Origin of the sequence: Parabacteroides sp. 52 (genome assembly GCF_010500925.1) — a bacterium.
Taxonomy (GTDB): Bacteria; Bacteroidota; Bacteroidia; order Bacteroidales; family Tannerellaceae; genus QVMG01.
On sequence record NZ_QVMG01000001.1, the window covers coordinates 361,212 to 383,803 of the forward strand.

At 43.2% G+C, this 22,592-nt stretch carries 17 protein-coding genes and 1 tRNA gene; 8 read left to right on the top strand and 10 right to left on the bottom strand.

What is annotated here, in order from left to right; genetic code table 11:
- Nucleotides 1–2 precede the first annotated feature (2 nt).
- On the bottom strand, nt 3–1,523 hold the full coding sequence (gene gltX, locus D0T51_RS01475) for a glutamate--tRNA ligase (RefSeq protein ID WP_163724637.1): 1,521 nt from the start codon (nt 1,521–1,523) through the stop codon (nt 3–5).
- A 124-nt stretch (nt 1,524–1,647) separates the two neighbouring features.
- Between gltX and D0T51_RS01480 the strand changes: the two genes are divergently transcribed.
- From D0T51_RS01480 to D0T51_RS01490, 3 genes are all read left to right on the top strand, one after another.
- A complete protein-coding gene (locus D0T51_RS01480; RefSeq protein WP_163724173.1) occupies nt 1,648–3,687 on the top strand; it encodes an HD family phosphohydrolase in 2,040 nt (679 codons plus the stop codon).
- Nucleotides 3,688–4,299: 612 nt separating this feature from the next.
- On the top strand, nt 4,300–5,283 hold the full coding sequence (locus tag D0T51_RS01485; RefSeq protein WP_163724175.1) for an outer membrane beta-barrel protein: 984 nt from the start codon (nt 4,300–4,302) through the stop codon (nt 5,281–5,283).
- A gap of 20 nt (nt 5,284–5,303) precedes the next feature.
- The gene (locus D0T51_RS01490; RefSeq protein WP_163724177.1) at nt 5,304–8,531 is read left to right on the top strand and encodes a T9SS type A sorting domain-containing protein; all 3,228 of its coding nucleotides are present in this window, start codon (nt 5,304–5,306) and stop codon (nt 8,529–8,531) included.
- A 110-nt stretch (nt 8,532–8,641) separates the two neighbouring features.
- On the opposite strand, the gene D0T51_RS01495 is transcribed toward D0T51_RS01490, so the two are convergent.
- Complete coding sequence (locus D0T51_RS01495) at nt 8,642–11,074, bottom strand: TonB-dependent receptor (protein ID WP_163724640.1); 2,433 nt, start codon at nt 11,072–11,074, stop codon at nt 8,642–8,644.
- Nucleotides 11,075–11,193: 119 nt separating this feature from the next.
- Here D0T51_RS01495 and D0T51_RS01500 point away from each other — a divergent pair, with 119 nt between their 5' ends.
- From D0T51_RS01500 to D0T51_RS01515, 4 genes are read left to right on the top strand one after another with little or no spacing between them, the layout of a single operon-like run.
- Nucleotides 11,194–11,736, top strand: a complete 543-nt coding sequence (locus D0T51_RS01500) for a nitroreductase family protein (RefSeq protein ID WP_163724178.1) — start codon at nt 11,194–11,196, stop codon at nt 11,734–11,736.
- Complete coding sequence (locus D0T51_RS01505; RefSeq protein ID WP_163724180.1) at nt 11,733–12,500, top strand: Rossmann-like and DUF2520 domain-containing protein; 768 nt, start codon at nt 11,733–11,735, stop codon at nt 12,498–12,500. Before D0T51_RS01500 ends, D0T51_RS01505 begins: the two co-directional genes overlap by 4 nt.
- Complete coding sequence (locus D0T51_RS01510; RefSeq protein WP_163724182.1) at nt 12,493–13,014, top strand: HAD family hydrolase; 522 nt, start codon at nt 12,493–12,495, stop codon at nt 13,012–13,014. Before D0T51_RS01505 ends, D0T51_RS01510 begins: the two co-directional genes overlap by 8 nt.
- A gap of 16 nt (nt 13,015–13,030) precedes the next feature.
- Entirely contained in the window at nt 13,031–13,612 is a 582-nt protein-coding gene (locus tag D0T51_RS01515) for a Maf-like protein (protein ID WP_163724644.1), read from the top strand.
- Between the two features lie 12 nt (nt 13,613–13,624).
- Here D0T51_RS01515 and D0T51_RS01520 read toward each other — a convergent pair whose 3' ends face one another.
- The 8 genes from D0T51_RS01520 to D0T51_RS01555 all read right to left on the bottom strand — a co-directional run bounded on the left by D0T51_RS01520 (nt 13,625) and on the right by D0T51_RS01555 (nt 21,269).
- Nucleotides 13,625–14,653, bottom strand: a complete 1,029-nt coding sequence (locus D0T51_RS01520; RefSeq protein ID WP_163724184.1) for an FAD:protein FMN transferase — start codon at nt 14,651–14,653, stop codon at nt 13,625–13,627.
- A 2-nt stretch (nt 14,654–14,655) separates the two neighbouring features.
- Nucleotides 14,656–15,606, bottom strand: a complete 951-nt coding sequence (locus D0T51_RS01525) for a glycosyltransferase family 2 protein (protein ID WP_163724185.1) — start codon at nt 15,604–15,606, stop codon at nt 14,656–14,658.
- A 1-nt stretch (nt 15,607) separates the two neighbouring features.
- On the bottom strand, nt 15,608–16,189 hold the full coding sequence (locus D0T51_RS01530; protein WP_163724187.1) for a DUF4199 domain-containing protein: 582 nt from the start codon (nt 16,187–16,189) through the stop codon (nt 15,608–15,610).
- A 104-nt stretch (nt 16,190–16,293) separates the two neighbouring features.
- A tRNA-Thr gene (locus tag D0T51_RS01535) sits at nt 16,294–16,367 on the bottom strand.
- Nucleotides 16,368–16,568: 201 nt separating this feature from the next.
- Nucleotides 16,569–17,087 (bottom strand): low molecular weight protein-tyrosine-phosphatase, encoded by a 519-nt coding sequence (locus D0T51_RS01540; protein WP_163724189.1) that lies wholly within the window; start codon nt 17,085–17,087, stop codon nt 16,569–16,571.
- Between the two features lie 209 nt (nt 17,088–17,296).
- Nucleotides 17,297–19,759, bottom strand: a complete 2,463-nt coding sequence (gene priA, locus D0T51_RS01545) for a primosomal protein N' (RefSeq protein WP_163724191.1) — start codon at nt 19,757–19,759, stop codon at nt 17,297–17,299.
- A gap of 134 nt (nt 19,760–19,893) precedes the next feature.
- Complete coding sequence (locus tag D0T51_RS01550; protein ID WP_163724193.1) at nt 19,894–20,553, bottom strand: hypothetical protein; 660 nt, start codon at nt 20,551–20,553, stop codon at nt 19,894–19,896.
- A 128-nt stretch (nt 20,554–20,681) separates the two neighbouring features.
- Nucleotides 20,682–21,269: a porin family protein gene (locus D0T51_RS01555; protein ID WP_163724194.1), complete on the bottom strand. Its 588-nt coding sequence runs from the start codon at nt 21,267–21,269 to the stop codon at nt 20,682–20,684.
- Between the two features lie 121 nt (nt 21,270–21,390).
- Here D0T51_RS01555 and D0T51_RS01560 point away from each other — a divergent pair, with 121 nt between their 5' ends.
- Entirely contained in the window at nt 21,391–22,509 is a 1,119-nt protein-coding gene (locus tag D0T51_RS01560) for a Card1-like endonuclease domain-containing protein (RefSeq protein ID WP_163724196.1), read from the top strand.
- Nucleotides 22,510–22,592 lie beyond the last annotated feature (83 nt).

A 22,592-nucleotide genomic window follows, 5' to 3' on the forward strand; every position in this document is an offset into this window, starting at 1 on the left:
GGCTATTTTAGTATTTCAATGGCTTTTTGGATACGACGAATGCTTTCTTCTTTACCCAAAGTCTCCGTGATATCAAAGATATGCGGTCCTTTGCCTTCACCTACCAAAGCCAGGCGGGTAGCATTCATGATATTTCCCAGGTGATATGCTTTTTCTTCAATCCATCCTTTTACTACCTCTTCCGTGCCGGCACTATCAAAAGGTTCCCGTGCACGAAAGACCTCTGTCAACTCCTGCAACTGCGCAGCCGAATCGGCCTTCCAACGTTTCTTCACAGTCTTTTCATCATATACGGTTGGAGCCACAAAAAAGAAAGAAGAGGTATCCCATAATTCTTTCACGAAATTAACACGTTCTTTGGTTAGGCGCACTACCTTCTCAACATAAGCCGGATCGACATTGTCAACCCCCTGCTTCTCCAGTTCCGTTATAAATAAAGAAGCAATCTCTTCATTCGCTTTTTGTTGAAGATATTGATGATTGAACCATTTTCCTTTTTCATAATCAAACTTAGCTCCACTCTTGCTGCAATGAGATAGATCGAACAAACGTATCATATCTTCCATAGACAAGATTTCCTGATCGTTACCCGGATTCCATCCCAGTAGGGCCAGGAAGTTAATAACCGCCTCAGGCAGATAACCACTTTCCCGATACCCGGAAGAGATATCTCCCGTTTTCGGATCCTTCCATTCCAAAGGGAACACAGGAAATCCCAAACGATCTCCATCGCGTTTACTCAATTTACCATTTCCTTCCGGTTTCAACAACAAGGATAAATGAGCGAATTGCGGCATGGTTTCTTCCCATCCGAAATAACGGTACAGAAGCACATGAAGCGGAGCGCTGGGCAACCATTCTTCCCCGCGGATCACATGAGTCACTTCCATCAAATGGTCATCGACGATATTGGCCAAATGGTATGTAGGCAACTGATCCGCCGATTTATACAATACTTTATCATCCAAGACTGAAGAGTTGATAACCACCTCCCCACGGATCAGGTCGTTCACCACCACCTGCTCATTGGGTTCAATCTTGATACGCACCACATATTGTTGACCTGCATCCATACATGCATCGACTTCTTCTTTGGATAGAGTAAGTGAATTACGCATCTGCAAGCGGGTGGATGCATCATATTGAAAATTAGCAATTTCGTTTCTCTTAACCTCCAGTTCCGACGGAGTATCAAACGCTATATAGGCTAATCCTTGCTCCAATAACTGATCGACATATTTACGGTAAATCGCTTTACGTTCACTTTGGCGGTAAGGGCCTTTATCCCCACCGAAACTGACACCCTCATCGAAACGAAGCCCCAACCAACTCAATGCTTCAATAATATAAGCCTCTGCCCCAGGCACAAAACGCTGGGAGTCGGTATCTTCAATGCGAAGAATGAAATCTCCCCCTTGTTGTTTGGCAAACAGATAATTATATAAAGCTGTACGAACACCTCCAATATGTAATGGTCCGGTCGGACTCGGTGCAAAGCGAACTCTTACTTTTCTTTCCGTCATAATCGTATCATTGTATAAATGTGCGGCAAAAGTAGACCTTTTTTTTCTCATACTAAACTTTTTTATGTACATTTCGCCCTCAAACATTCAGCGTGCCCAGCATGTTCAATAAGAAAAGAATCAAATGTCACATACAAAATTAAAACGGATCAATATAAATTCGTCCATATACTTTATTGTAGCCGCCATACTCATTTCCTATTTTTTCCCCCGGGAAGGAAAATTCCGTTATCAGTTCTTTGAAGGCAAACCCTGGCGATACGAATTATTGACTGCCCCCAGTGACTTCCCGATCTACAAAACGGATGAAGAAGTAAAAACAGAGAAAGACAGCGTACAAAATCAGTTCGAACCTTATTATCGCATGGATCTTACCATCTCTTCTACAGAGATAGAGAAACTGCGAGCGAATTATACCCCTTCTATGAGAAGCCGGGTGGACCCGGCCTATATGCAATACATCGAAAAAGCCCTTGTCCAACTCTACAAAAACGGCATGATCTCCCCCGAACAATTGGACGAATTAAAAAAAGAAAATCAGGAACGCATAAACCTGATGGAGAATAATATCTCCCAATCCAGGTATGTTTCCGACTTCTTTACGGTACGCACGGCTTATGAGTTTATCTTAAACAACAGCCCCAAGAACCTGGATAAAGGGATTCTCCAGTCTTGTAATATCAACAACTATCTCACGGAGAATATCTCCTACGATAAAAATATGTCCGAAAGGGTGTTGGAAGAACAACTCAATAACGTATCCCTCTCCAACGGCATGGTACAAGCCGGGGAAAGGATCGTTGACAGAGGTGAAATCATTGATGCCCAAACATACAATGTACTCCGCTCCCTTAAGATTGTCCATGAGTCCCGATCAGGAGGAACCCAACGACAAGGTCTTATCATGGGGGGGATTTTCATGCTGGTATCGGGTATTATCCTCTGCTTTTGGTTATACCTCTGGTCTTTCCGTCCCAAAATATTCTACAGTAGGAGACATATGCTCTTTATGATACTTTGCGTCTTATTCACTTGTGTATTGACCGAATTATGCGTCTCCTACAATTGGTTTAACGTATACATAATACCTTATGCTATCGTTCCTATTGTGGTGCGTGTCTTCTTCGACTCCCGGACAGCCCTTTTCTCTCATCTGGTCATCGTCTTGATATGCTCCATGTTAGTGCCTTTCCCGCATGAGTTTTTATTGCTGCAGGTGGTTATCGGCATGGTAGTCACCTTTAGCCTGAAAGAATTATCAGAACGCTCCCAGCTCATACGTTGTGCCTTTATTATATTTATGTCCTATTCACTCAGCTACATCAGCTTATCTGTTTATCAGGATGCAGACTTCAACAAAATAAACTGGTTAATGATCCTCTATTTCGGCATTAACTTTATCCTGTTGATGTTTACCTATGTATTGGTCTATATGCTGGAAAAAACATTCGGTTATGTGTCTACCATCACCCTGGTGGAGTTGTCCAACATCAATACACCTATATTAAAGAAACTTTCCGAAACAGCTCCCGGCACCTTTCAACACTCCATACAAGTATCGATCCTGGCTTCTGAAGCCGCCTCCAAAATTGGAGCGAATGCTGCCTTGGTCCGTACCGGTGCGATGTATCATGATATTGGAAAAATGACGAATCCGGCATTCTTCACTGAGAATCAGAATAATTTCAATCCCCATGACCAATTAACGTTTGAGCAAAGCGCACAAATAATTATCAACCATGTAAAAGAAGGGGTGATTTTAGCAGAAAAAGCCAAACTACCCAAAGCAATCATCAACTTCATCCGTACCCATCATGGACGCGGAATCACGAAATATTTCTATAACTCATTCAAAAACAAATACCCCGACAAAGAAATAAACGAAGAACTCTTTACCTATCCCGGCCCCAATCCTTTCTCCAAAGAAACGGCCGTTCTCATGATGGCTGATTCTGTCGAGGCGGCCTCACGCAGCCTGAAGGAATATACCGACGAAAGCATCAGCCAATTGGTCAATAAAATTATAGACGGGCAAATAGCGGATGGCTTATTAAAGAATTCCCCTTTGACTTTCCGGGATATCGAAAATGCCAAGCAAGTTTTTATAAACAAGCTCAAAACAATGTTCCACACACGCATCAGTTATCCGGATGTAAAAAAATAATTGTCCGGCAAATATCCGATCGACTCTTATATACAATTTTATAATAAGACAAAACCGGCCTCTTACCTACCCTCAGCCTAGGTATGAGGCCGGTTTTTTATACCCTTAGGTTTCGATTTTCGTTTTTATTTCTCCCTTTTTTGCAGGGACAATTCTGTTGCCGATGGGCATCGGCAATATTAACGATGCGCTTCAGCAATATTGCCGATGCGCTTCGGCAATACTGTCGATGCCCATCGGCGACAGAATATTCCAAACATTTTGCCTTGTCCTTCCTTCCTTTTTATTTAACAAAACATAAAACAACAGAAAAACAGGCGGAACCCCCTCCCTTCAAACAATCCCCCTTTTATGATTTTTGCAACCAAAATACATAATAAAAGTATCGCTTTTCATGTAGCGGAAAGATTCTCTTTCTTTTTCCGAAAACAACCTTAAAAAAGATTACGCATTCCATCATTATCATTTTTTATATCACCCTTAAAAGTCAAGGTATGCCCATACCGAATCCCTATTTTTGCCTCAGGACTAATCCATTAAAAAATCTTAATTAAGAAAAATGACTCCTGCGATGAAAATGTACCATTATGTTTAATTAAATCCAGAAAAAAAATGAAAGTATTACATGGGGCATGTCTTTTCACATGCCTGGCATTCGCCACTGCCGTTTCCGCACAGAATGCCCAAAAAGACCAAAAGGCAGGTTCTTATCTTAGCCTATCCGGTAGTATCGGTTCTTCTTCTTTTGACTACAAACTGGAAGGACTAAAAAATGAAAAAGGGACACGAGAGGGAAAAATAGGCTATGCCTTCGACCTGAGGTATAGCTATTTTTTTGATTCTCACTGGGGTATTTCTTCAGGTGTGGGCATCTCCCATTACCAGACAACGGGGAAACTGAAGGGAAGTATGGCCGATAATGTGTTTTATAAACTGGGAAACTTCATCGATTATGATGAAGAAGGCCGTCCACGTAACTTTGAATTTCGCACGCGTCTGAGAAACCAGAAAGAAAAACAGACCGCTTACCTACTCGAAGTGCCTATCCTGGGGAATTACCAGACCCGGTTGGGAGATACAGAACGCTGGGGAATCTATGCCGGGTTAGGTATCAAATTGCAACTTCCGGTAAGTGCAAAATTCAAAATGCAGCAGGGGGCAAACAGCCAATTCAACGTATCGGGTTATTATGAAGGTATACCCACCGATATGGGCTCTCCCTCAAACCCTCCCGTACCCCAACACGGTTACGGGACAATCACGGACCCCAATAAAGAATTAGGTTGGGATGATGACGTAAAACTGAAAATGGGCATTGCCGGAAGTGCAGAGTTGGGCGTAATGGTCGACCTGGGTAAAGGCATGGACCTCCTACTGGGAGGCTATATGGATTATGGTTTCAACGATATACAAAAGAAAGGCAATCAGGCTTTATTTATCGCACCGGAGACCTATCATCCCAGCCGATTCGGAGAAAATAATACGCCCTATATCGGCAAAGGCATCACCTATAACGGGATGCTCAACTCCCATTTAACAGATAAAGTCAAATGGATCTCCTGGGGAGGCAAAATTGCTTTACGCTTTAAACTTTAACCCGTTAAAACTATACGATCATGCTTAGAACTTTTACAACACTTATATGCCTGTTTATTTTCTTACATATACAGGCACAAGATGGGGTGAACCGTCGTTATGTGAACATCAACAATACAAACCTGACTCAAGACGGAACCACCTGGGAAACAGCCTCAACCGATTTGCAGGCTATGATTGATGCACTCTCCGCTAATGGGGGTGAAATATGGGTTGCTCAAGGTACATACCTGCCTTCAAGAACCATAGACACAAAACTGAATACGGATAGACACAAAACGTTCCTGCTCACAGGAGATATCAAAATATATGGTGGTTTTAAAGGAACCGAGACCGCATTGGATGCACGGGATTGGCATACAAACAAAACCATCTTAAGTGGTGATTTGGGAAATGGGGAAAATGTCCTTCACGTTGTCACATCCATCGGTCAAACCCCCAAAGCGTGTTTGGATGGATTCACTGTTCAAGGGGGAAATGCCGATGTACACACTTCGCAAGAAGTAGAGAATCCACCGCATTCATTTATTTATAATAAATATGGAGGAGGGGTATATGTTCATTATTCTTCCCTCTTGTTGAATCATTTGATTATCACCGAGAACAAAGCCACAACAGGGGGTGGTGGCATATACCTCAAAGAAAGCGAAAGCCTGTTAGTCAATTGCCTCTTATACAAAAACAGCGTACCGGGAACTTCTCAAACCGAAGATAACGGTACAGGAGGCGGGCTGTATAGCACCAATTCAATGATAACCTTAATCAATGTAACCATTACAGAAAACACCGCCAATCATTATGGAGCAGGTATAGATATGGCTTATTCACAAGGGAATAGTACGCATCTAAATATGTACAACAGTATTGTGTGGGGAAATACCAGATTGTATAAAAAAGACAATATTCCTGAATGCGAGAATTTCTTCATAAATGAAAAAGCGGCAGCTTCCATCACAAATTCTTTATTTACGTATGCAGATAAAGGGGATTGTTATGCACTTTCGAATATAAATGGGAAAGGATCTAAGAACATACTGGATGGGCAACCTTCTTTTGTGGATAAAAAGAATTGTAACTACCGCTTAAAAGGCAGTTGTGTGGCGATAGACAAAGGTAATAATTCACATATAGAAAATAAATACCTATACGGGTTAGGCAAAAATGCCCGGATCATTGGAGATTTTGTTGATCTGGGAGCTTATGAATATAAAAAGGAAGACGAGACACCTCTGCCAACAGCCAGCTTCGGGGGAAATGCGTATACCTGTGCCGGAGAACCGGCTTCTTTAGTATTATCTCTAACAGGCAGTGGCCCCTGGAAAGTGACTTACAACACCCAAGGATCCTCTGCCGCCGATAAGGTTGTCACGATCCCTGCCAACAAACCGAATTACCCCTTAAAGCTTTCACCGGCAAATACGACGACTTATGTATTGAAAGAGGTTACTGACAAAAACAAGAAACAGGGAACAATCTCAAATGAAACGGCCACAGTGTATGTACAGCCATTGCCCGATCCGGGAACGATTACCGGAGGAGACCAAGTGTATGTAGGAGATGTATTAATCTTGAAGAACGAAGTGGCGGGAGGTAAATGGTTCAGCGATAATCCTTCCATTGCCCAGGTGGATGAAAATACAGGAGAGGTAAGAGGCATTACCAAGGGCCGGGTACAAATAGGATACCTGGTAGAAACGAATAAGGACGATACGGATCCGGTTGGATCGGCTGGTGATCCCTCTCTCCCATTATGCAATGCGTCTACGTTCCATGGGGTCACTGTCACCACGTATAGTAGACCGGATCCGATAATCACCGCATCCCTGCAATGGTCCGTTTCTATCACCAGTGCATTGGCAACTTCTTTCGTCGACGTAAAAAATAATACGGAGACATCCGTAGCGGAAGGCACTCCGGTATACCTGCAAATTCGTCCTGTAGTGAATATACCCGAAATATATGACAGCTGGGAAATAAATTATACGGCTACGCCTGCAGCCTATCCTATCGGCATGGAAGCTCCCCTGGATAAAGACCTGCGTTATGACTTCTATGAAGGAAAGGCACATCTCCTGCCGGGAACTTATGTATATACCGCCACCCAGCTGATTCTTTACAAAGAGGGGAAACGCGTGAAAGAATTCGCATTCAACGATCCGGCATCTTATAGCCATACCATCACAATACACGAAGCCGCCGACCCTGACCCTAGCCCCTGGATAGCTGTCGGTCCCATCGCCGGTCTTTGTCCTTTGGAAAAGGAATTCCGTATACCTTTCTTCCTGGATTATACGAAGAAACAACTGGAATACACCCTCGTTTTCTCCGATGAAGCTCAAGAAGCCGGATTTGAAGATGTAACAACATTCAATGATTTACCGGCCGACTTATACCTCTCCGTTCCGGTGAATAAAGCTATTCGGAAAGGAAATTACAGTGGAAATATCATGCTTCGGATAAAAGGAGATCCTTCCTCTCTGGATGCCTATCCATTCGAAGTAAACGTATTGGATATTGTGCGAATCACCCAAGAACCGGTCTCTATACATAACTATTGCGAAGGGGATGGGTTTGTCTTAACAGTAGAAGCGACAGGAGAAAACCTGAAATACCAATGGTACCATCAGGACAAAGCCATTGAAGGAGCTACGACGAATCAATACGAAGCCATATTGACGAAAGAGACAGAAGGTATTTACTACGTTACGGTCGCAGGTGATTGCGGAGCAGAGATAAGTGAGAAAGTATCTGTTAGCCAAAGTCGCCTCCTCTTATCCATCAAATGGAACGATGTATTGTATATAAAGAATACAACCCAAAACTACCTGCGTTTCCAATGGTACAAAAACGGACAGGCTATTGCAAAGAATGGAACAGCCATTTATTATACCGATCCGCAAGGTATGCAAGGGCGTTATTCCGTACGGGCCTACTACGGACCGAACGATACGGACTACGACCAGAGTTGTGAGTATGTATTGGACTATGCTTTCAAAGCCGCATCCGTATCAGTCTATCCGGCTATCGTCGAGCAGAACATGATACTGACAATTGAAACGCAAGCTATCGATGATACCTACGTAAATGCCTTGATCGAGATATTCGACCTGTCAGGACGCAAAGTATATGCCTCTTATGCACGAACGAATAAAACAGAAATACCTGTAACAATGACTGCCGGTTCATATATCTTACATATATCGGCGACCAACGGTAAAAAGACAGTGAAGAAAATCATTGTAAAATAAAAAAGAGCATTTAAAAAGAAAAGGGCTGCCCCAGCGGGGCAGCCCTTTTTGTTCGTATCGAATGAGGGTATAAACAGAATGAGTTCTGCCTTGAATACCCCTTACTTCTTTTAGAAATCAACAATCAACCGCAAATTAAGCTGTCTGCCGGTCAGGTAATTAGGCACAGCATACTGGTTTTTATATACGTCCGTAATCCAATAATAGGAACTTGTATTCTTTATATCCAATAAGTTGAACACATCCAATCCCAACCATATATTCTTAAAATGACGGAAAAAACGCCTGTCCATAATGGCATCCGTCCCCCCTGCCAACTGATAGGATAATCCCATATCTATACGTTTGTAAGCGGGCAAACGAAAGTGTCCGTCTTCATATCCTTTATGAGGAACAGTTACAGGTAATCCTCCGGCCAATACACCCTTTAGATTCAGTTTCAAACGGTCATTGCCCGGGAAATAATCCTGAAAGAAAAGAGAGATATTGAAACCCTGGCTGTTGGGCATCGGGGCTTTGGTTGCTTTCAAGGCTCCTTCTCTTTGAATGGTCTGCTCGGCTTTCATCAACGAAAAACTAATCCAGGAGTCGGTGCCCGGCACAAACTCCCCAAAAAATTTCACATCCAATCCCATTGCATACCCCGTAGCACAGTTTTCTCCATAATAGCGTAACTTTACGTTATCAACCGTATACGGCACCAGATCATCCATCTTTTTGTAATATAATTCGGTGGTCAGTTTGAAGTTCCGGTTCATAGCCTTAAAGGTATAATCCCCTCCTAATATAAAATGGAGGGAACGTTGCGACTTGAGTTTGTTATTTAATTGTACGGTTTCATTCCCTTCGCTATCACTTACAATCTGACGTAACTCTTTATAAAAAGGAGACTGATAATACAAACCGGTAGCAAAACGAAATGTCATATTCTGATCGTAATTCGGAATGAATGCCAAAGAGGCACGAGGACTAAAAATAAACTCTTTGTTATAGTCCCAATAACTGCCGCGCACACCTCCGATAAGGGTAAACAAACCTTGTTTGGTGCGAAACTTAAACGCATCCTGCAGATAACCGGACATGCGGGTGCTGTTCAACTCCTGCCGCGAATAAAGACTGGCAATCACATCAACGCCTTCTCCTGTATGCGGCAAAGAATAACCGGCCGAATCTCTCTTTTCCCATTCGCTGATCCGGTCCTGCATCTTTTCAGACTGGAAGGTAAATCCCCATCTCAATGTATGATTCGTCAAGCGGGTACTTCCGTAATGGCTTATATTATAGATATAGGAGTGCAGACGATTGCGCGCATGTTCATGATAACGTCCCACGGTCATGCCGGAAGAGATTGCATCCTGGTTGGGATTAACGGCACCATTCTCACTCAACCAATATTCACCGGTGATATCATAACTCTCCTCTTCTTTGCTGTTAAAGGCAGAGGCTTGTAAACCGATCTCCGTATTTTCATTCGGATTATGTTTCAGGGTGAAAGCGCCATACAATGTCTGGAACTTATCCCTCTCTTTCGAGTTGGGGAAATAAACAGTGAAGTTCAATGGGTTATTCATCGTACCAAAAGAAGTCTCCTGATTGTAAGGCGTGAATTTATAATTATTGACAGCCAGGTTACCCAGGAAATTCACCTCCCATTTCGGTGCCAACTGATACGTAATATAGCTCTGTAAATCAATAAAATTCGGATCATACTCCGCATCCGTATCCATTGTTTTCAACAAAGAACGCCCTGTTTTATAACGGAATCCTGTCACCTGGGTCAATTTACCCACCGAACTACCGACATAGGCGTTTACTCCCAATAGACTGGCAGAAGCAGAACCTTCAAATTCTTTGGGTTTCTTATAAGCGATATCCAATACGGAACTCATTTTATCACCATAACGGGCATCAAAGCCTCCGGCAGCAAAGTTTACCGATTCTGTCATATCCGGATTGATAAAACTCAATCCTTCTTGTTGGCCGGAACGAATCAATAAGGGACGAAAAACCTCCATCCCATTGACATACACCATATTCTCGTCGAAACTTCCTCCACGAACCGAATATTGAGAACTCAACTCATTACTCGAAGAAACGCCGGCATAGGTAACCACCAGGCTTTCTATACTGCCCCCTGCCGGGTCCGGTAAAAGCCGGAGCCTATCGACATCGATCGTCTCCATCGTTGTTATCTGTCGGCGGTTTGCCGTTACGACGGCCTCTCCCAAGTCGAAAGAAAGAGATTTCATTTGCACATTGATATGGATATCTCCGGCAGGCTGCATAATCACCCGTTCGGCTTTATGATAACCCAAACAGGAATAGCCCAGGACCACCGAATCTCCCGGAGTCAGCGAAACCGAGTAATGCCCCTTTTCATTTGTCAAGGTCCCATTCATGGTTCCTTTGACTATAACAGTGACCAAATCCAACGGATTACCGTCGGCATCACGCACATACCCGCTTATTTTTATACGTCCTTGTCCCCAGACGTTTACAGAAATCAATATCAATAGGAGTGCAACTATCGCACGACATTTCATAAGTCTCATATCTTGTATTAAGTATACTAACGTAAAAAAAAGAAGAAGCGTATATTTTCCTGAAAAAAAGTATGCTTTTTACTATCTTTGCCTGAAATTCTAAAGTAAAAAAGAAAACGATGGAAAGCTTTGCCTCACTCATCAAACAAAGAAGAAGTACCCGGAAGTTCACCGACCAATTATTATCCCCCGAACAAGTGGAAATGATACTCAAAGCAGGACTCATGTCTCCTTCCTCTAAAGGTAAAACGCCTTGGGAGTTTATCGTGATAGAAGATAAAGAGATGCTTAAACAACTAAGCACCTGTAAAGAACACGGGGCCGCCTTCCTGGAAGAATGCGCTTTAGCCATTGTCGTTTCAGCCAATGGGATGGTTAGCGACGTATGGATTGAAGATGCCGCCGTAGCCTCCATTTATATGCAGTTACAGGCTGAAGACCTGGGCTTAGGAAGCTGCTGGTGCCAAATACGCAACCGGGTGACAGCCGAAGAAACGGATACAAACGAATACATCCGCCACCTTCTGCATATCCCATACCAACTGGATGTATTGTCTATCATTGGCATCGGTTATAAAGTACAAGAACGCAAACCTTTTGATGAAGAAAAGCTCCAGTGGGAGAAAATCCATATCGGCCAATACAAAACAAACGATCAATGACCATAGTATTTATAGGAGCAGGCAATCTGGCAACCTGCTTATCCCAGGAAATGCAACGGGCAGGCATGACCATCAGTCAAGTTTACAGCCGTACAGAGAACTCGGCCCAACTGCTTGCCAACAAACTGAATTGCCAGTGGACCACCAGCCTTTCAGCGATTCGACAGGATGCGGATCTATACATTTTTTCGGTAAAGGACTCGGTACTGGATGAGGTCCTTGCCCAAATGCAACCCAACACGGGCTTATGGGTACATACGGCAGGTAGCATACCGATGGAGGTCTTTGCCCGGTACACTTCGCATTATGGCGTATTCTATCCGCTTCAAACCTTCAGCAAAGGCAGAACCGTTTCTTTCGAAAACCTGCCGATCCTCCTGGAGTCGTCTACTGAAAAAGACGGGAAGCTTTTGCACAATATAGCAACGGCCCTATCCGGAAATGTACAGTTCCTCTCTTCTGAAAAAAGGAAACATATACACCTGGCTGCCGTTTTTGCCTGCAACTACACCAACCATATGTACACCCTTGCCGGAAAGATAGTCGAAGAGCAGGGCATATCCTACAAAATATTATTGCCTTTAATAGAAGAGACAGCCGCTAAAATACAGGACATGCCTCCCCTATTGGCTCAAACAGGACCGGCTATCCGCTATGATGAGAACGTGATAAATAAACAAGTAGAACTCTTGGCCCACAAAAGATGGAAAGAAATTTACCTCTTGATGAGTCAGAGCATACATAAAGAAATGGAAAATGAGTAGTATTAATTTCGATTTACGCACAATAAAAGCATTTGTCTTTGACGTCGACGGGGTATTATCCAGTGACATTATCCCTTTGCATCCCAACGGTGAACCCATGCGAACAGTAAATATCAAAGACGGCTTTGCTATGCAACTGGCGGTAAAAAAGGGCTATCCCCTGGCTATTATCACCGGAGGAAATACGGAAGCTGTCAAGACTCGCTTTTCCCGCTTAGGCATATCTCATATTTACATGGGCAGTTCTATCAAAAAGAAAGACTTTGCCGATTTCCTGCAAAAGACAGGTTTATCCGCACAAGAGATTATGTATGTAGGTGATGATATCCCGGATTATGAAATCATGTGCCAGGTGGCCTTACCTGTAGCCCCGGCAGATGCTTCACCGGAGATCAAAGAAATTGCTAAATATATTTCTCCCCGGAAAGGAGGAGAAGGGGTAGCCCGGGATGTGATCGAACAGACCATGCGAGCACAAGGCACCTGGATGTGTGATGAGGCCTTTGGCTGGTAAACGAATGAACAGAGCTATGCTTGAGAATATCCATAAATACAAAATCGTCTTAGGATCAAACTCTCCGCGCCGCAAGGAATTATTAGCCGGATTGGATGTAAACTTTTCCGTCCGGACCTTACCGGATGTGGACGAATCTTACCCGGACACACTGCCTATACAAGAGGTGCCCGCCTATATTGCCCATAAAAAGGCGGAAGCTTATATGCTGAAGATGGCAGACGATGAGTTATTAATTACTGCCGACACGATTGTCTGGGCTTCGGATAAGGTATTGGGCAAACCCACAGACCGGGAAGATGCCCGGATAATGCTTCAGGCACTTTCCGGAAAAGAACACAAAGTAATAACCGGTGTATGCCTTGTCACCAAAGACAAAAAGGTCTCTTTCTCTGTTACCTCCGAGGTGCGTTTCGGCACATTGACAGAAGCGGAAATAATCTATTATGTAGAAAAATATTGCCCCTACGATAAAGCAGGGGCCTATGGCATACAAGAATGGATCGGATACATCGCCGTAGAAAGCATAAACGGATCGTTCTACAATGTAATGGGTTTACCGGTACAACGCCTGTATCAAGAGCTCAAACAGTTTTGAGCCTCCCCCCTCTCAAGGATTCTCCAATACGCCTAAGGCTTGGCGATTGGGAAGGTTAGGCAACAAGCCTGGGGAATAAATCGTCTTCTGTTCTCCCGCCTCATCGGCATATATAATAAAATATTCTATAGCGGGTATTTTCTTTGCCATCTCTATAGCTTTCTCTACCCCCATGGCCATAAAAGCAGTGGCAAAACCATCGGCCGTCATACAGTCTTCGGCAACAATCGTTGCACTCAACATACTCTGTCCGGCCGGATAACCCGTGCGGGGATCAATGGTATGAGCATATTTCTTCCCGTCTTTGATATAAAAATTACGATAATCGCCGGAAGTCGCAATACCACATTTTTTACAAGGCTGTATGACTTCTTCCACTTCCCGCTTCACTCCCAACGGATCCTCTTGCGGTTTGTTGATTCCTATACGCCAACAATTACCGTGTGGGTTCAAGCCATTCATCACCGTTTCCCCACCGATATCAATCATATAATTCTGTACTCCCTCCCGCTCTAGAAGCCGGGCGATCACATCACAGGCATACCCTTTGGCGATAGCGGAGAAGTTAAGTAGAATGCGGGGATCGTCTTTCACCACCGTCCTTCCTTCCAGCCGTACCTTCTCATAACCGACAAATGTTTTTATACTATCTATCATCTGCGGTGTGATATGATCTGTTTTGTTGAAGCCAAACCCCCATAGATTGATCAGAGGAGCCGCCGTTACATCAAAAACGCCTCCCGAAGCTTCCGCTATTTCTTTGGATTTATTGAAAACATCTATAAACCATTCATCCACTTTTACCGGTTCGTTTGCATTCACTTGACCGATAGTCGAAAGCGGATTAAAAGGATTCAGGGATAAGTCTAATGACTCTAATTCCGCATCTATCTTTTCTGTTAAAACAGATGATGCCTCGTATTGGATACGATAATAGGTATGAAAAACAGTACCGTTTTCTTCATAATACAGTTTACGGGGTGTACAGGAAAACAGCAGTAATATCCACAAACCGGCTAATAAATAACTCTTTTTATACATAATCAAATTTCCGCATCAATAGTATAATTGTTCCGTTGAGAAGAATTGCGCGATATCAATTCCCCGATAAAACCGGTAAGGAACAATTGCGTTCCCATCAACATCGCCACAAGTGAAATATAAAAATAAGGAGACTGGGTAACCAAGGGACGTAATTCCCCTCCGGAAAGAATAGAAGAGAACTTCATAACCAACACGATCACCAAGGCTATAAAACCGACAAGAAACATAAGTGTCCCCAATAAACCAAAGAAATGCATCGGCTTTTTACCGAATTTAGAAGTAAACCAGAGTGTCAATAGATCGAGATAGCCATTAAAAAAACGACTTAAGCCAAACTTGGTTGATCCGTATTTCCGTGCCCGGTGTTGCACAACCTTCTCTCCTACCTTATGAAAACCAGCTATCTTTGCCATATAAGGTATATAACGATGCATATCATTATATACCTCTATACTTTTAACCACTTTCTTGTCGTAAGCTTTCAAGCCGCAGTTAAAATCATGCAATTTGAGGCCTGAGAATTTACGGGCTGTCGCATTAAACAATTTAGTAGGTATCGTTTTGGTCAAGGGATCGTAGCGTTTCTTTTTCCAACCGGACACAAGATCATATCCCTCTTCTTTGATCATCCGGTAAAGTGCCGGAATCTCATCGGGACTATCCTGTAAGTCTGCATCCATAGTTATCACCACATCACCTTGTGCTTTCTGGAAACCACAATGCAAACCGGGCGATTTACCGTAATTACGTCGGAATTTGATTCCACAGACATTCGGATTCTTCGCTTTCAGTCCTTCTATAATACGCCAGGAATCATCCGTACTGCCATCGTCCACATAGATTACTTCATAATTAAAACCATGTTCAGCCATAACCCTCTCGATCCAGGCATTCAATTCCGGGAGAGATTCCGCTTCATTATATAAAGGTATAACTACTGATATATCCATTTTATTCTTCTTTGTTTTCGAATTCTTTAAGTATCTCATCAAACCCTGGCTGTTTCTTGAGTTCATTCACCTTCGCCGAATCATCGTTCCAGCAAACCAACAGGGCTACCGGAAGAGAAAAAAGGACACCATAAAAAATATTGCCATAAATCCCCTGGATTGTCTGGCGTATCGGGTTTATTTGTATCTCTCTGTAAGTATCCAACAAATCATCATACATGCTCGTGTCCATACCGGCAGTTACCTTGTCTATCAAAACGGCCATAAAGTCGGCCGGTACCATATAACGGTAAAAGACATAATGAAACAAAGAGACGGTCAGGGCTGCAAAGAAATAAACCAGTACACCGAACTGCCAGGCATGAAAGAAAGATATTTTTCCGCCGATTAAAAACTTATACGTACGAGAAAAGGCATAAGCGAGAAACGGCACCAAAAAGGTCAACAACATATAGGCCAAGATAAGCCAAGGCTGACTCAATACACCTCCTATGTAAAAGATATATTTAAAAATCCAATAAAGCCCCATTATCAGCCCGAACCTTGCCACTGACTTCCACAATAAATGTTTGTTTTCTCCCATGTACTATTTCATTTCTTCAGACCCGACAAAGTTACTTTTTCTTAGAGGAATACACAAACGAATAAAAAACAAAAAAGGAAGTCCATTTACTGAACTTCCTTTCGAGCCTCTTGTCGGATTCGAACCAACGACCCCGAGATTACAAATCACGTGCTCTGGCCAACTGAGCTAAAGAGGCAGGTGGGTAAGCTTACTACATCGCGCCGCTACAACCAAGTACCCTTGCTGCGGTCAAGCCCTGGGGGATTCCGAGGGAGCATGCCGTATAGGACTTACCCGGGCGCAAAAGTAGATATTTTTTCTCATTCTCCAAATGATTTGATAGAGCTTGTCGAAAATTTGGTCTTAACTCACTGGAAACCTTTACCATTTGGAATAGTTAAAATTTGTATACCAACCGGAGATGATTCAAAAGTCCCATACAGGCTTCTTCCAAAATATCCAAGACTTGTTCAAAACCGGCAGGCCCTCCATAATAAGGATCCGGCACATGATCCATTATCATCTGGGAAGAAAATTCCATCATTCTGTATACCTTTGAAACGGATTCCTGATCGGGAGCTTCCCGGCGCAAATCTGAAAAATTCCGATCATCCATGCCAATGAGCATATCAAAATCAAAATAATCAAGTACACGCACCGGACGGGAGATCGACTCCAGATCATATCCCCTCTTGATAGCATGTTGTCGCATACGGGCATCCGCCCTTTCTCCTTCGTGATAGGCGGCTGTCCCTGCCGAATCAATCTCTATCCGATCTTCCAGGCCGGCGTCTTGCACCAACTTTTTCATTACGGCTTCGGCTGATGGAGAGCGACAAATATTCCCTAAACAGACAAATAAGAGTCGTATTTTTTGGTTTTCATCTATATTTTCGGTTTTCTTTTTCTTTTCCATTTCTTTTTATTTTATTCAAGTACAAAAGTACACATTCAATTCCAAAGACTGGATAATGCAGGGATAATTCTACTGTTGATAGCTATCGTTACTACTGATGATAACTATCGTTACTACTGATGATAGCTATCGTTACTACTGACGATAGCTATCAACACTAAAATTATCCCGCAAGTTTCAGCATCTTTTCGATAAAAAAACCTCAAATCCTAATTCGGATCCACATCATAGTGAATGATTAATTGTTTGAAGGAGGCATGTTCTTGCATCTCCCGGTAGACCGTATCAAGCAACTCCCGGACAGGAGCAATGGCGGCGGCCACTTCCAGTTTCAATACGATTTGCCGGATATGAAGTGTTTGAATGCGGGTAACCACAGGAGTTACCGGCCCCAAGACGCGGTCTCCCAAACGGGCACGTAATTTATCGGCATATACGACGGACAACTCCCGCAAAACACCCTCGTTGCGGCTGCGTAGAACCAGGATGATCAGACGGAAATAAGGAGGATAACGAAACAGGCTGCGTTCACTAAGTTGAAGATCAACCATTCCTTTATAATCCAATTGTTCGACCTTACGGATTATGGGATGGTCGGGTTGAGATGTTTGCAATACGACTGTTCCCTGTTTGTCTCTCCTACCCGCTCGACCACTGACTTGCAACAAAAGCTGAAAGGCTCTCTCATGCGCCCTGAAATCCGGGAAATTCATAAGACTGTCCGCATTCAACACCCCAACGACACTGACATTTCCAAAGTCCAACCCTTTGGAGAGCATTTGGGTACCGATCAGTATTTGTGTTTTTCCTTTTTCGAAATCGGCCAGGATGCGTTCATAAGCCGTTCGCGTACGGGCGGTATCAAAATCCAATCGTTCTGTTTGAACGCCCGGAAACAGAAGTGCGATCTCTTCTTCTACCGTCTCGGTTCCAAAGCCCAACATTTTCAACTCATTATTTTGACAAGCCGGGCAATGCGGCGGTAAAAGTTTCGTATACCCACAGTAATGACAAACCAATAGGTTTTTAAACTTATGATAAGTCAAACTCACATCACAATTTTCACAATGAGGGACCCAACCGCATTGTTTACACTCGATCAAAGGGGCAAAACCACGGCGATTCTGAAAAAGGATAATCTGTTCTTTCTTGTTTAGGGCCTGCTCTATCTTTTGCACCAAGAACGGAGAAAAAAGAGTCTCTTTCATGATCTTCTTGCGTCTCAATTCTTTGATATCCACCGTTGTCATCTCCGGCATCAGGCATTCCCCATGGCGTACGTTCAATTCGACCAGGCCATACTTTCCGGTAGTCGCATTAAAATACGAATCGATAGAAGGAGTAGCCGAACCCAATAAGGTCTTGGCACCATGCATACTAGCCAGGACAATGGCTGCATTGCGGGCATGATAGCGGGGCGCAGGGTCCTGCTGTTTATAACTGGTTTCGTGTTCTTCGTCCACAATAATCAGTCCAAGGTCTCTGAAAGGCAGGAAAAGAGAGGAACGTACCCCCAGAACAAGCAGAGGTTCGTGTGTGTTCAATAATTTATTCCATATCTCTACCCGTTCGTTATCCGAGAATTTGGAATGGTATACCAATAATTTATCACCGAATAATTTAGCCAATCGCTCTGTGATCTGGGTCGTAATCGCAATCTCAGGCAAGAGATAAAGCACCTGTCGTCCCAGTTTAAGCGTGTCCTCTATCATGCGTACGTAGATCTCTGTCTTTCCACTGGAAGTGACCCCGTATAATAAACAAACGTCTTTCGTTTTGAATGACTCATGGATGGCATCATAGGCCTTTTCTTGTACAGGAGTCAACGGATGCAAAGGTTGCAACCGACAGACAGGGAATCGCAGACGCCCTATCTCTTTTTCATAGACTTCGAGAATCCCCCTTTTTATCAGCCCTTCCAGGACAGCCGAGGTATACCCGCTCTTTTCCAGTAGTTCTTTTTTAGAAACTTCTTGTATCAATGTCGGATTCAAGCTATGGCTCAGGTCCAGGAAACAAACCAACAACAACTCCTGCTTTTTGGCCCGCTTCAACGCTTCGAATACGGATTGTAATTTCTCCTCTTCTTTATACGCTTGCGCCAAACGAACGAAAGTTTGCTTTTTGGGAACAAAACCGCGCTTTAACTCTTCACTCACCCCTATGGCACCCCGGCTCATCAAAGAAGCAAGTACAGGCATTATATTTCGAAGACCGGTCTTCTTCTCCAGTTCAGAAACTGTCAGTTTCATGACACCGGAAAAAGCATCTAATACCGACTGCTCATTCGCACGCAAGGGCATTTCCGATTCAAAATCCGCATGATAGGTTACAGAGGTTTCACTTTCCAGTTTCAGGCCGGAAGGCAAAGCGGCTTTATACACATCCCCCAAGCTGCATAAATAATAAGAAGAGATCCACTGCCAGAAGCGCAGTTGAGGGCGACGAAGTACGGGGGTAGCATCCAACAAGGCATAAATCTCCTTCGTATCATAAGTCGTTTGGGGCGGACGTGCATGCACTTCCATGACGATTGCCGTATAATATCGCTTCTTGCCAAAATGCACAATCACCCGGCAGCCGGGCACTACTGCCTTCTCCAAATCAGGAGGTATCCGGTAGGTATAACTATTGGCCAAAGGAAGGGGAAGAATGACGTCTGCGTATTTCATCTATGCTTGATTTGAGAGGTCAAACTTACATAAAATAGACTTACCAAAAAACCGACGGGGAATTCATTTTACTATTCGGCGCATAAGATCCTGTCATACGGGACCTGGGATTAGTCCTTATTCTTTTTTCCGGTTTAATTCAATGAGAGAGCGTAATTATACAAATTGACGACATCTTCTGTTACACTGAATTGAATCTTATTAGCCTTTATATATTCTTTCAATACCTCTTTATGCTGAGGATATATTTTCAGAAAATCCGATGCGTTAACAAAAAACTTTTGCTTGCCTTTAGAGAGAACCATATATTTTTTCAAGATACGACTCACATCTATAGCAACTGCTTCGTCCTCCAATGCATGATAGGTTCCATCGGCAAAAAAGCCGGAGTAATTATCAATCGCAGCCGTAGAGGAGGTTCCCCCATAACCGGCCTTCTTGCCTTTATCTTTCGTAACACCGCGATACTCTACCAAGACAGGAGGATCGAGCTGGAGCACTTCTTTTATTTCTTTTTTATCATACAGAAACCGTCTGCTGCCGATTGTAATAAAAGTAACCAACTCTTTTTCAGCAAACTCCTTCATCTGATTATTATCCCCTTTATCCAAAAAGAAAAACCGCTTTAACAGGACATTATAATTGAGAGGGACGACAAAACGTCTTCCATCTCTATAATAGACTGTACCATCCTGGAATTCTTCTAACAGGAATTGTCCTTTACCCGACTGAGCCGCAGATTCTACCACATAGCCCATCACAAAAAGAAATAAAAACAAGAGGTATCGATTCATAAAAAAGGGTGTAATGAATTAATAGGACAATAGTCGGAATAATTCCGGGAAAATACAACAAAAAAAACATAAAAAAAGAGAAGGAATCCTATGCGATCCCTTCTCTTTCATACTATGTAGAACTTTTATCAGAACAATATAGCGGCGGTTATAGCCCAACCTCTATTTTTCCCATTCTCTCGTATTCCATCCTGCATAAAGACACTAAAGTCATCGGTTAAACCCAATCCGTAATTAACTCCTACCTGTAAATGATTGAAGACCTCTGCTCCTACGCCAAAATCCCAACCGACACCGAATGTTTTTGATTTCACCTGATCGGCTAGTCCCTTCCATACTTTATCTCCGCTTACCTGAAAGCCCACATAAGGGCCGGTGGCCAGATAGGCTTTGACAAAGGGTAATCCGAACTTCCACTTCAGGTGAAGCGGTACATCGATATAATCGATTTTAATGGCCAGGTCGTCTATCTCTACTCCCTTCTGGTTATATAAGACTGCAAGATCCAAGCCAACACCCAACAAAGGAAGGGTCGCCTCAATCATCGGCCCGACATGAAATCCGGTGACATTCTTCCCGTCTAATACGGAAGAGTTAAAATGCACCGTAGATATATTCACACCGCCTTTGACACCAAACCGGATCTGCGCATGCGCCGGAGTGACCATACATACCATACATACAAGAATTCCTATAAGACCGATTGCCTTTTTCATAACCTCTTTTTTTATGTTTTTGCAAATTAATAGCTTTTCTAACGAATAAACAAATAATGCAAGAGCTGTGTTCAATCAGAAAAAAGTATATTTGCCCAACAAGAAAAAGCGAAAGACAAAGATGAAGCACCAGATTATCTTATTGGGAAAAGATATCACTTCGGTTTACCATGGGATCAAAGAGTTTGGACCGGATTGCATACACTTATTATTTACGGAACAGACTCGTTCGATTGCCGATCCGATGTACCCATTGCTCCCCCATACCATTCAACGTTATACGTATCAGACAGAGCCATATAACGGGAATAAGGTGATGGAGATTTGCCGGGAGATTCATCAGAAACACAGGGGTGAATTTACGTACCACCTGTCGGAAGGCACTAAACCCATGGCTTTAGCCGCTTTTCTTGTCGCAAAAGAAAAGAATGCCAACGCTTTTTACCTTACCCAAAAAGGGGAGTTAGTATGGCTGGACACCTTCGAAAAAGTGCCGACACATAGCTCGTTAAATAACGATGAGATATTGAGACTGAGCGGAAACACATTAGCAGATTATCGCGATATCAAAAATCTAAATGCCGCAGATATAACCGCCTCGCTTCAGATCAAATGGTTTATTGAAACATACCCGCATGAACATGCCCGCGTGATGAAGTTCTTCGGTATCTTCTGCCAACGCCAATCTTCCCGTTTACCAGCATCCAAACAACTTGCCAACGATTTAAAATTCAAACAAAAAGAGGGAGGACTACTCATTACACAAAGAGGAAAAACCCTTCTACGCTTACCTCAACCCGGGGGCGTTTCACTCTATTTCAAAGGCAGTTGGTGGGAGACTTTGGTAGCGAATCAGGTGCGCATTTGGAGCGAAGAGAAAACCAATGCTCCGGAAATATGGCAAAACGTTATCTTCCAAATGGGAGGAGACAACCCACAGGCTAAGAATGAAGTCGATGTGTTGGTCAACAACAAACAAAAGCTTATTTTCATCGAATGTAAATCCGGGCAGGTGACTCAAAATGATATCTATAAAATAGACGGCGTACGCGAAACGTATGGCGGAGACATCTCCCGGGCTGTACTAGCCAGTTATTATCCGCTTGACTCCTATTTACAAGAAAAATGCAAAGATCTCCAGATAAACCTATTTGCCCCTGCCAATGTCAGTGAACGTATCAATCATTTGCATAAAATGCCGGCATGGCTGGATACATTGGCGGATGAATTGCAATTATAAGAAACAAAGCCTGTTTTAGTTTCCTACACCCCTAAAAGGAGTTAAAACAGCGGCTATTTACCCCTTTTTTCATTGCCTGTACT

Bases quoted from the DNA above. Each gene is read 5' to 3' on its own strand.
- gltX (WP_163724637.1), bottom strand. From the start codon at position 1,523: ATGACGGAAAGAAAAGTAAGAGTTCGCTTTGCACCGAGTCCGACCGGA.
- D0T51_RS01480 (WP_163724173.1), top strand. From the start codon at position 1,648: ATGTCACATACAAAATTAAAACGGATCAATATAAATTCGTCCATATAC.
- D0T51_RS01485 (WP_163724175.1), top strand. From the start codon at position 4,300: ATGAAAGTATTACATGGGGCATGTCTTTTCACATGCCTGGCATTCGCC.
- D0T51_RS01490 (WP_163724177.1), top strand. From the start codon at position 5,304: ATGCTTAGAACTTTTACAACACTTATATGCCTGTTTATTTTCTTACAT.
- D0T51_RS01495 (WP_163724640.1), bottom strand. From the start codon at position 11,074: ATGAAATGTCGTGCGATAGTTGCACTCCTATTGATATTGATTTCTGTA.
- D0T51_RS01500 (WP_163724178.1), top strand. From the start codon at position 11,194: ATGGAAAGCTTTGCCTCACTCATCAAACAAAGAAGAAGTACCCGGAAG.
- D0T51_RS01505 (WP_163724180.1), top strand. From the start codon at position 11,733: ATGACCATAGTATTTATAGGAGCAGGCAATCTGGCAACCTGCTTATCC.
- D0T51_RS01510 (WP_163724182.1), top strand. From the start codon at position 12,493: ATGAGTAGTATTAATTTCGATTTACGCACAATAAAAGCATTTGTCTTT.
- D0T51_RS01515 (WP_163724644.1), top strand. From the start codon at position 13,031: ATGCTTGAGAATATCCATAAATACAAAATCGTCTTAGGATCAAACTCT.
- D0T51_RS01520 (WP_163724184.1), bottom strand. From the start codon at position 14,653: ATGTATAAAAAGAGTTATTTATTAGCCGGTTTGTGGATATTACTGCTG.
- D0T51_RS01525 (WP_163724185.1), bottom strand. From the start codon at position 15,606: ATGGATATATCAGTAGTTATACCTTTATATAATGAAGCGGAATCTCTC.
- D0T51_RS01530 (WP_163724187.1), bottom strand. From the start codon at position 16,189: ATGGGAGAAAACAAACATTTATTGTGGAAGTCAGTGGCAAGGTTCGGG.
- D0T51_RS01540 (WP_163724189.1), bottom strand. From the start codon at position 17,087: ATGGAAAAGAAAAAGAAAACCGAAAATATAGATGAAAACCAAAAAATA.
- priA (WP_163724191.1), bottom strand. From the start codon at position 19,759: ATGAAATACGCAGACGTCATTCTTCCCCTTCCTTTGGCCAATAGTTAT.
- D0T51_RS01550 (WP_163724193.1), bottom strand. From the start codon at position 20,553: ATGAATCGATACCTCTTGTTTTTATTTCTTTTTGTGATGGGCTATGTG.
- D0T51_RS01555 (WP_163724194.1), bottom strand. From the start codon at position 21,269: ATGAAAAAGGCAATCGGTCTTATAGGAATTCTTGTATGTATGGTATGT.
- D0T51_RS01560 (WP_163724196.1), top strand. From the start codon at position 21,391: ATGAAGCACCAGATTATCTTATTGGGAAAAGATATCACTTCGGTTTAC.